This is a genomic window from Pseudomonas antarctica, from assembly GCF_001647715.1.
GTDB lineage: Bacteria > Pseudomonadota > Gammaproteobacteria > Pseudomonadales > Pseudomonadaceae > Aquipseudomonas > Aquipseudomonas antarctica_A.
On record NZ_CP015600.1, the window covers coordinates 4,086,891 to 4,097,265 of the forward strand.

Annotated in this window: 10 protein-coding genes; 3 read left to right on the forward strand and 7 right to left on the reverse strand. The window is 52.2% G+C overall.

Going from position 1 to position 10,375, the window contains the following annotated elements; all coding sequences use genetic code 11:
• Positions 1–669: an ABC transporter ATP-binding protein gene (locus tag A7J50_RS18260; RefSeq protein WP_064453075.1), complete on the reverse strand. Its 669-nt coding sequence runs from the start codon at positions 667–669 to the stop codon at positions 1–3.
• A 274-nt stretch (positions 670–943) separates the two neighbouring features.
• On the opposite strand from A7J50_RS18260, the gene A7J50_RS18265 reads away from it, so the two are divergent.
• From A7J50_RS18265 to A7J50_RS18275, 3 genes are all read left to right on the forward strand, one after another.
• Entirely contained in the window at positions 944–1,618 is a 675-nt protein-coding gene (locus A7J50_RS18265) for a hypothetical protein (RefSeq protein ID WP_064453076.1), read from the forward strand.
• A 189-nt stretch (positions 1,619–1,807) separates the two neighbouring features.
• Positions 1,808–3,463 (forward strand): lipid IV(A) 4-amino-4-deoxy-L-arabinosyltransferase, encoded by a 1,656-nt coding sequence (gene arnT, locus A7J50_RS18270; RefSeq protein ID WP_064453077.1) that lies wholly within the window; start codon positions 1,808–1,810, stop codon positions 3,461–3,463.
• Positions 3,464–3,489: 26 nt separating this feature from the next.
• On the forward strand, positions 3,490–5,007 hold the full coding sequence (locus A7J50_RS18275; protein ID WP_064453078.1) for an ArnT family glycosyltransferase: 1,518 nt from the start codon (positions 3,490–3,492) through the stop codon (positions 5,005–5,007).
• A gap of 21 nt (positions 5,008–5,028) precedes the next feature.
• On the opposite strand, the gene A7J50_RS18280 is transcribed toward A7J50_RS18275, so the two are convergent.
• The 6 genes from A7J50_RS18280 to A7J50_RS31425 form a co-directional block, all read right to left on the reverse strand.
• A complete protein-coding gene (locus tag A7J50_RS18280; RefSeq protein ID WP_064453079.1) occupies positions 5,029–5,742 on the reverse strand; it encodes an AAA family ATPase in 714 nt (237 codons plus the stop codon).
• Complete coding sequence (locus tag A7J50_RS18285; RefSeq protein ID WP_064453080.1) at positions 5,742–6,494, reverse strand: hypothetical protein; 753 nt, start codon at positions 6,492–6,494, stop codon at positions 5,742–5,744. The genes A7J50_RS18280 and A7J50_RS18285 overlap by 1 nt, the downstream gene beginning before the upstream one ends.
• An 8-nt stretch (positions 6,495–6,502) precedes the next feature.
• Positions 6,503–7,696, reverse strand: coding sequence for a YcaO-like family protein (locus A7J50_RS18290; RefSeq protein ID WP_064453081.1), 1,194 nt, complete (start codon positions 7,694–7,696; stop codon positions 6,503–6,505).
• Entirely contained in the window at positions 7,683–8,489 is an 807-nt protein-coding gene (locus A7J50_RS18295) for a SagB/ThcOx family dehydrogenase (protein ID WP_064453082.1), read from the reverse strand. Before A7J50_RS18295 ends, A7J50_RS18290 begins: the two co-directional genes overlap by 14 nt.
• A complete protein-coding gene (locus tag A7J50_RS18300) occupies positions 8,486–9,343 on the reverse strand; it encodes an McbB family protein (RefSeq protein WP_064453083.1) in 858 nt (285 codons plus the stop codon). Before A7J50_RS18300 ends, A7J50_RS18295 begins: the two co-directional genes overlap by 4 nt.
• A 94-nt stretch (positions 9,344–9,437) precedes the next feature.
• Positions 9,438–9,671 carry a hypothetical protein gene (locus tag A7J50_RS31425; RefSeq protein WP_156526292.1) on the reverse strand — a complete coding sequence of 78 codons (234 nt, stop codon included), beginning with the start codon at positions 9,669–9,671 and terminating at the stop codon, positions 9,438–9,440.
• Between the last annotated feature and the right edge of the window lie 704 nt (positions 9,672–10,375).

Below are 10,375 nucleotides of genomic sequence, written 5' to 3' on the forward strand. Positions count from 1 at the left end.
TCAACACGCATCCGCAGGCACGACACGGCCACGGTGCAACACCACCTGCTGGTCCAGGCGCGCAGCGATGCGCGGGCTGTGGGTGACCATCAACAGGCTGGTCGGGCTGTCGCGCAGCAGGTCCAGCAATAATTGCAGCACATCATCACTGGTGGCTTCGTCGAGATTGCCGGTGGGCTCATCGGCCAGCAGTAAAGCGGGGCGCGACGCCAACGCACGCCCCACCGCGACCCGCTGCTGTTGGCCGCCGGACAGCTGTTCTGGATAGCGTTTGAGCAAGTCCCCCAGGCCCAGGCGCTCAACCAACTGCGCCTGCCACTGCGGGTCAAAGCGACCTGCCAAGCGGGCCTGGAACGCCAGGTTGTCCTCGACACGCAAACTGCCGATCAGGTTGAACTGCTGGAACACCAGGCCAATTTCGGTACGACGCCAGCGGGCCAGTTGCGCCTCGCTCAGTTGATCCAGACGTTGCTCGCCCACCTGAATACGGCCGCCGTCCACCCGATCGAGCCCGGCCACCAGGTGCAGCAAGGTACTTTTTCCGCTGCCCGACTCGCCCATCAGCGCCAAGCTGCTACGCTCACCCAGGTACAAGTCGACGCCCGCCAGCACTGGCAACGGGCCTTGCGGGGTGACATAGCTTTTAAGCACACCTTGCACCTGCAACATAAGAACGCTCGTTTGAAGGACTCCGAACGAGAATAACGGCTGACTGTCAGCCCTACGCAAATTTTTCACATGGATTTCACCGCTTGCCCACCCTCGCCCCTCTAAATTGCCCTCCACGCGTCGAAATTCGGCAACTTGTTAGTTGCCAGCCGCGACTTCTTATAACCGCGAGATGTTCAGCGAAAAGACAGCAGCCCTGTGACAGCCTCTCACTCCCCTACGGGATTGCGTCGATGCGTTGCGCCTACTTAATAAAACACTGCCTACAGTGCCCATGGTGAATGATGTGGTTGACCTTACCCTGACCAAACCGCGCGTGCGCCGTGGCTATTTCAAAGGATTCAAAAAGTGGTGGGCAGGCCTTGCAGTCATCGTGCTGCTGCTCGCCGGGTTTATGTTGTGGCCAGCATCTCCGCGTGATCTTGGCATTGGCGATCGCCTGCTGAACTCACAAGTAGTGCCCGCATGGCGCAAAGGCGAATTGATCGTATTAGTGCGTCATGAAGAGCGCTGCGACCGTTCGCCCAACCCGTGCTTCGCAGCGCCTGAAGGCCTCACCGTCCTGGGCACCCAGCGTGCTCAAGAAGTGGGCAAGGCCTTCAAGGCCCTGGGTATGGAAAACAGCGACGTGATTGCCAGCCCGGCGTTGCGTACGGCACAGACTTCGCACTTCATGTTCGGCAAGGCCGAGTTGACCACCAGCGAAAAAACCATTTGCGGCAAAGCCATTGGCGAAGAATTGCTCAGCCACAAACAGCCTGGACGCAATCTGGTATTTGTCACTCACAGCGGCTGTATCTCCGACTTCGAAACAGCCTTGGGTTTCCCCCGTGCGAGGTTTTCCGAGTATGGCAGTGCCTTGTTTGTGCGGGTGCTGGCAAACGGCAAGTTCGAGACGCTGGGAAAAATCAACAGCGTGGCGTGGGCTAACGTGCTGAAGAAGCTCTAGACACTTTTCGACACACTTCGCAACATTCATGTTCAGCAAGGCGACAGCCCTCTTCTGGCATGTTTAGCTGCGCCCGTTACTTCAGGACGTCATGAATATTTTCAGCCACTTAGTGAACTTTGTGATGCTTTCCGTTATTACTTGTACACCCTCCTATGCAGCCATTAAACGTCAGGGAGCGACGTTTTCATGACCCGATTGAAACCCCTACCGCTATTGCTATTGGCCTTTGCGGTGTTTTACCTGTTGCCCATGGGCCTGCACGGTTTGTGGATCCCGGATGAAACCCGCTATGCCCAGGTCAGCCAGGAAATGCTCCTGAGCGGCAACTGGGTCGCACCGCATTTCATGGGTGTGCGCTATTTTGAAAAACCCGCCGCCGGCTATTGGCTGATCGCCCTGGGCCAGGCTGTGTTCGGCGAAAACCTGTTCGGCGTGCGTATTGCCTCGGCCTTGACCACCGGGCTGAGCGTCGTACTGGCTTACCTCATCGCCCGCCGCTTGTGGAACGACCCACGCAAAAGCTTCGCCTGCGCCCTGCTCTACATGAGCTTCGGGCTGGTAGCCGGCCAGGCCGGGTATTCCAACCTCGATCCGCAATTTACGTTCTGGGTCAACCTCAGCCTGGTTGCGCTGTGGTTTGCGCTGGACAGCCAAACCGCGCGTGGCCGGTTGGGCGCCTGGGCAGTGCTGGGCGTTGCTTGCGGCATGGGCTTTATGACCAAGGGCTTTCTGGCCTGGCTGTTGCCCGTGCTGATTGCCGTGCCGTACATACTCTGGCAGCGTCGCGTGGGCGAGTTGTTGCGGTATGGCCCATTGGCGATAGTGGTCGCCGCACTGGTCTGCGTACCGTGGGCCCTGGCCATTCACTTGCAGGAACCGGACTACTGGCGCTTCTTCTTCTGGCATGAGCACATCCGTCGCTTCGCGGCCGACAACGCACAGCACGCACGCGCATGGTGGTTCTTCCTGCCGATCATGGTCGTGGCATGCTTGCCGTGGGCCGGGTTGCTACCGGCGACCCTGATCAAAACCTGGAAAGAAAAAGCCCAGCCGCCCATCGTCTTTATCGCCTTGTGGATGCTGCTGCCCTTGGCCTTCTTCAGCCTGAGCCGCGGCAAACTGCCGACCTACATCATGCCGTGCCTGCTGCCCCTGGCCCTGCTGATGGGCCATGCGCTGACTGACCTGATCAAACAAGGCAAAACACGCACGATCCTGATCAATGGCCTGGTTAATGCCGTGATCGGCCTGGTGGCGATGGTGGGGTTGATCTACCTGCAAATCAGCAACCCGATGTACGGCAACAGTCACGCCGAGATGTTCAGCCTGTCCCTGGCCTTCATCGTGCTGTTGGCCTGGATCCTGGCCAACCTGCTGCAAGCGGTTCGCCCGCTGACCTTATGGGCGACACCGGCACTGGGCATCGGTTTGCTGGTGGCGTTGTTGCCGGCAGGTATGCCGGCAATGATCACCGATACCGAAATGCCTGATCAGTTCGTGCTTGAGCATCTGGATGAATTGCAACAAACCCATGCTCTGCTAAGCAACGAGCTGGGCTCGGCGTCGGCATTGTCCTGGCGTCTGCGTCGGCCTGAAGTGTCGTTTTATGACACCGAAGGCGAACTGCGCTATGGCCTGACGTATGCCGATTCGGTGCAGCGCAAGGTCGACCTCGACAGCGTCCAGACCTGGCTCGCCGAGGCGCGCCAGCAAGGTTCTGTGGGCGTGCTGATGCGGGTCAAGAGCACCAGCGAACACCGTGAAGAAGGCCAGCTACCACCGGGAGGCAAGCGGTATCGCAAGGGCGCCCTGTTACTGATCATCTATCCGAAGCTTCCTTAACGTTACGTCTGCTGTGAGAAAAGCCCATGAGCTTCTGGAAAACCGAACGCGGCGCCTTGGTGTTGCTGCTTGGCGTCTCGGCGTTACTCCTGCTGCTGGGCCTGGGCAGTCGCGACTTGTGGGGGCCGGAAACCCGCTGGGCCAACATCGCTCTGCAGATGCTGCAGAGCGGTGACTACTTCGACCCGTACCTCAAGGGCGCGCCCTATTACGATAAACCCCTGCCCTCTTACTGGCTGATCACCGGTTTCGCCAACGTGATGGGCGGGCTCGGCCCGTGGTCGCTGCGCCTGTCGTCGGTCATTGGGGCCTGGCTGAGTATCTGGCTGGTCTATCTGATTGGCGAACGCTTGTTTCGCAAAGGCACCGGGCTGATTGCCGGCTGGATGCTGGCCACCACCTTCTACTTTCTGTTCTGGGCACGGGTGGCCACCGCCGATGTGCTCACTGTGTGTGGTGTGCTGGCAGCTGTCTGGTGGTACTGGCGTGGGCCGGATGACACCCGGCTGGGGCGCTACACGGTATTTTTCCTGCTGCTGGCCGCGACGTCGCTGTTCAAAGGCTTGATCGGCTTTGTGCTGCCGGGCCTGGTGCTGTTACCGCACCTGCTCAGCGAACACCGCTACAAGCGTCACCTGAACCTGCGCCTGTTGCTGGCCATGCTGATCGCTGCAGCGTTCTACGCGATTCCTTTTGTGCTTTCCCACTTCTATGGCGCGCCAACTTACGGCGAAAGCGGCCTCGAACTGGTGTTCAAGGAAAACGTCGTACGTTTCTTCGACCCGTTCGACCACATGGGGCCGATCTATACTTACTTGATCTACCTGCCTGCCTACACCCTGCCATGGGCGCCGTGCTGGTTGCTCGGTTTGTGGCTGGCTGTGCGCCACTGGCGCCGGACGCCACCAAACGTGCGCTGGCTGGTATGGGGCTTGGGCCTGCTGTTTGTGTTCTTCACCGCCAGTGGCAGCCGCCGCAGCTATTACGTGTTGCCACTGGTGCCTTTCGCGCAGTTGCTGGCCGCCTGGTGGTTGAGTGAGCGTCTGGAGAAAAAAACCGCCAGCTGGCCACGTTGGCAAAAAGGCTTTGGTATTACCGCGGGCTTTTTGATGCTGGTGCTGGGTGTGATCTACCCCTGGACCACCGGCAATGGCGGCGTAACCCGCTTCGCCGAGGATGTACAAGCCGAAGCGGTCAAAAGCGCACCGTGGAACCAATGGCAGATGGTGCTGGTGGAAGTCGACAACAAGCTGCCGATGTACCTGCAGAACGGCGGCAAACCGTTCTACTACGTCAGCGAAACCCAGGACTTCCCACGCCAGGGCGACAGCGCTGCCTTGATGGCCTGGCTGGAACAAACCAGCGGCCAGGGCTTCGACCCGCAGCACACCATTATCGTCGCGCAGTATTCCAAGGACGACCCGACGCCATTGGCCTACCTGGGCAAAGATCACACGGTGGTCACTACTCAGCCAGACAATGGCGAGCGGATGTTCAAGAAGCGCTCAGGCGGCAGCGTGGCGTTTGTACCGATGGGTAACTGACAGCACCTGACAAAGCCTGCTTTAGATTCTTGGCAGGCTTGCCGCGTGAATAAAAGCCTCATCCAAACTGTTAGCACCATAAGCATTCATGAAGCCCTGCGCGTCAGTGAAGCGGTCGAAACGCTGCTGACTCAGCATGTAAAAGTCATCGCAATGAGCAACAATTTCATCAACGTTGTGTGATGAAACCAACACCGCAACCCCTTCCGCCGCCGCGCCCTCCAGACATCTCCAGATGTGGTAGCGAAATTCAGGATCCACGCCTGCAGTAGGCTCATCAAGAATCACAAAGTCCGCGTTGGCACAAAGCAGGGAAAGGGTGAAAAAACAACGTTTTTCCCCGTAGCTGCAAAGAGAGGACTTTTTGTTCCAGATTTCGCAGTATCGTTCTGCGATACCAGGGCTCCATTTTTCGATTTTATCGAGCGCATGTTGTTGGGTGACCTTTTTGTCGGAGCAAAAAAGCATGGTCATTTTGAAGATATCGAACATGCGAAATACGGGCGGTGTGCTGACGATTTGCGACAGGTAAAGCAGCTTGGAGAAGGAGCTGTTTATCTCACCGCCATTTATTTTCTTGAGACCACAAATCACATCAAAAAAGGTGGTTTTGCCAGAGCCGTTAGGACCCAGCAAACCCGAGATCATACCGGCTTCAACTCCCAACGAAGCGCTTTGGAACACGACATGACTGGCATACCTGACATGAAGTGAGCTTACGATAAGTCGCGCCATCAATAACGACTCCACACTGGATTAATTATTAAAAATCGAACCATCACCACAAATAAAAACACCAATAAAACGAAAACCACCAAAACAACAAGCCAGTATTCCGCGACCCCAGCCAACATCACCCTATTTGCCCACCACATAGGGTTAATAAACTTGACGTAAGCAAGCATTGGACTGGAGGAATTGAGACTGACTATTCCCAACGCCAACATCGCCAGAGACAACATGGAAAAAACAGTACTCGCATTCTGAAACCCTAGAGGGACCAATGTCAGCAACAATGAGGGTATAGAGAACATCAGGAAACAGACATAAAATCGCCCAATAACGACTAGATACTCCGCAACCCCAGCACTACCGGCAACACCAGAGGCATTGCGTGTCAGCACGTAGAAAACAGAGCAGTACACTATCGAAACAACCGAATAGGCAAGGAACTGCCCAACAAGAAAGATAATTTTCGTGCGACCTGTATAAACGAAAGACCGCAGAAAACCACTTTCTCTTCGGCCCACTATATAAAACGCCAAACCAAACAATGCAACGCTTGAAGACACAAAAGCATAAAACCATGAGGTGCTGGAAAAGTAATCGCTTGGCGCCTTACTCACTGGCGCCCTCGTGTACATGATCAGATAGTAGGTCACCACGGGAGAGATCACTGTCCAAAACAATGCCACAGGCTCTTTTAATTGCTCCTTCACAAATAGCGCAGCCAGCCTAACGGGCTTGAACAAGGAATACGGACTCATTATTCACCTCACGGAAACGGGACCATCTTTTCCAACCGGGAGCGCAGTATCGAGGACTTGAACCCTCTCGAATATTTATTCTTTAAATTGAAATTTTTCGAATTATTCATATGAAGGAACACGTCAGGAGAGACAAACTTAACAAAAACACAACCTACTCCATTGACCTTCTCGAACCTTGAATAAAAATAACCCAAAATATCCAACTGTTTGAGTATCGACAAGAATCCGGGAAGGGTAAATGGGTGCTGAGACGCCACACCTCCGCACTCTAGAACGTCGGTAATCTCCTGATAGGTTTTATACGTATTGCAACTCAGGAAATAACGAATATAGGAGTCTTCAAGCATCGCCTCTTCCGAATCAGTCGCCTTGAACAAGTCCATAAACCGAAACGTTTGCCATAGTTCAAGCAACGCCTTCTCCAAGGCGACAGGCAGGTCCGACGAATAGGACATCCCGGCACAATATTTTACGTGACGCTGAGTTTGTTTCTGCCCATAAACAACCAGTATACAAACGCCAGGAAACCTGGCATCGGATATATCAAAAAAGCTTATTTCTCCTGAAGCAGCCAGAGCACTACATAAGTACTGAACACTTCTCCCCACTAGCATTTCACTCACGTGAGCAAGAGAAACTCGAGAGCGGCATTTCTTCGTCAGCCAGAACCTGATAAGCATTTGGCGTTCAAAGTATTCCTTAATTGCTCCCAAGAAGGCGACATCTGAATGCCAGTGAAAGCTACACCCACATGTATCTCGCAGGGGATAAAGCACGCTATCCTCATCTGCACCATACGACGAGAGCGAAATACAAGCGGTAGGAATAAAACACTTAGTAAAGTCCGACGCCCTAACCACTTCAGTCAAAGCAAAGTTATACTCTTCAATTTCCCCGATTGAAAATTTCCTGGACGCCGTCTGAATAAATGCTTCTGCAAAACGACACACCTCAGGCTCTGTTAAAAATTCACCAAGACAACCTCGTCGTCTTGGAAGAACTTCTCTGTAAAAATGACGACGCTCAAAATACTCACCCAAACCTGTTTTAATTGAATTCGAACCATCCCCCACACCAGACCCGTTCGCGGACAGGGCATCTGACACTTCTACAGTATTAGGTAAGGAGCGCACGCACGCAGGCTGAAATAATAGTATTCCGGGGAGATCTGGCTTCTGCATTGCATTAATAAGTCTCATGCTGTTTACCTATAAAATGAACGCACATTGGAAAGAACAAAGCAGGGTTAATCCCGAGAACCTTACAAAGCATCGAGTCTGTATACGCAGACCACAGCCGACACGCCAGCCCCAGCTTTTTAGCTTGCAGTTCCACAAGCATATAAATTGAGCCAACTTCCATAAGTGCCATCCGGTACCCACGGTACCGATACTTGAACAAATTTTTCGGCATATAGCTTACGTAAATGAGCGCAAGGCTGGGTGTTCCGATGTCATGGGGAGAAGACAGCAGGGCCGCTTTTAGCGCTTCGATGTCCGTGTCAATCTGCATCACTTCAAATTTTCGGGATCTCGGGAGTAAATGCAAAATTTTCCCAGCGCAGGGCCAGTTAGAATTCTCCTCAGTCAGTGAACAGAGAAAAACTTCGGCAGGGTAAAGTGCACCGCCTCTTGGATATCCTCTTTTGTGTGAATCATTCCTCCTTGAAAGCAATGGACACATCAATTTTTCAACATCCGTAAAATCTAAAGGCAGAGGTAAAAACCGTTCACACGATTCATTTCTGTACAACGATTTAACTCTTTCTTCCTGAGGCAAGGTGAACGTCACTGTCAAATCCAAGTCTGGATAAAAAGCCAATTCATTCCCTGTTAGTTGCCCGAGGTGCTTTTCATCCAACCGATGCAGACAGGTGCGATCCTTGATCGCCTTATGAAACGTAAAATTGCCTTTGCAATGAAATTCAAGCACTTCATCATACACTGCGGATTCTATGAATCTTAAATAGTAGTCATGAGGAATATTTTTCACTTTTCTCCCCTCAAGCAATCACACATGTACCAGTGCGAATTAGGCTCTTCGAAAATCTGGCCATCGGTTAATTGAAGGTATGCGCCATGCAGAATATTGTCCTGGTATTTACAACCGTCACTGTATTGAGTGAAAAATTTTATCATTCTGATAACCGCACCGACAACGATCATCTCTTGATAAAGGCTAAGTGACTTGGCAGGGACACCCACATGCTTTTTCCTACAAAAAGCCAGAACACTCGCCCAACTATTTTTGCCCGGCATCATCGACTCATTATTATTAAGCCTGTCGACGGTACAGAAATGACAAGGATTTCCTATCTCTGCAATATAGGGCTGCCCCATACAAAAAAAGTTACCCATTTGCCAGCACACGCTAATGGCGCTTTCGGGCGATGCGTACGCGAGTTCGAAATATAAACTTTTAACACTTTCATATTCATAGGAATGACACAACAAAACAATGAAGCATCTCTTACCCCGGACCCGCTCAACCATGCCACTTGAAAACGACTTAAATTCCAGACTGCCAGAAACATCTTTCTTAATCAACGCTTCAACATCAACCTGACCTTGCCAGTCATGGACAACTATCGTCTCTTCAAAATACACTTCCTCCACAAACTTAAAAGGAATAATTCTTTCTAGAAACTCAAACGCCTTATTTTTACTCAGGCCGTTTTCCGTTAGTACCTCATCAAACTCTACTCTCGTCATCACCTTCGACAGCTTTAGTTTACGTAATGCTTTCAGCAACGGCTGCGAGTGGACTTTCGACATTCCAAGCTCAGAAATGACTAGGCTTTCCGTTTCAAAATTTAGGATCTCATAATTGGGTATGATTATATTCATAGCACGATCTCCTGTAGAGGTTTTCTGTAGTACGCCAGAAAACCTCTTTAGGTGAGTGATTACTGAATCTACTCAGCCGCTGTTGGATGCTCCGTTATCGAATTATGACACCCACCACTTCCTCCGTTACATCCACCGCCGCCGCCACACCCTCCGCTACCACCGCAGCCTCCTTGACTGCCAGACGCACCGGCATTACCTGCATACGGGTTAAAACCATACTCCGCATCAAAACTAAAAATAAACTCTCCAAACTCTTCATTGGCCATTTCAACTCTCCAACTTCCGTACCTGCGTTGATCGTGAGCCACTTATTAACAAGCGACAAAAACACTCTAGCCCTACCTAAAAAAATGGCAACACTTTCAAAAACCTCATCTAGGAAGCCTGACTATCAACAACAGGAAGTTTCACTCAAAAAAATCGGACGCTTAATGGTTGTATAAAACACTAAAACCGCATTTCAACTTAGATGACAACATCAAAACTTTATAAAATTAATACGTTACGCATTGTCGACCTATAAAAACAAACAAGTTCTATCGCAAACGTTTTTTGTAGGAAGAAGATCACATTCACAAAAATCAGGAAATAATCCGACAAATGGTTCAACTCAACCTGACCTTCCGAACAAAGATGCACCCCTAATTGGAATCCACTTCGTCACTAAGCAATCAATTCATCTTGTTGATGTGCACCGCCACCTGTCCTTTACCGCCCGACCGACACTCCGTCCCGTTACGAATAACCCCGAACCGAGTAAACCGCTCCGGAAGCGACACCGGCAAGGTCTTGTCGTGGGTTACTACAGGGTACTTGGCTACGTCCCCCACAGGATCTGGGCTGCCAGGCAAACACCAGGGGCAGCACCAGCGACTGTCTATCAGCCGGGCCCAGACGCTCAAACGGTTGTTGCAGCGGCAGGCATGGCGCTTGTAGATGCCCCTTGAATTCCGCTGGTTGATGCCCCTAGGCACACCCGATTGGGGAGCGCGGCCAGAGCAATGGATTCAGTTAGCCCAGGCGGGTGAA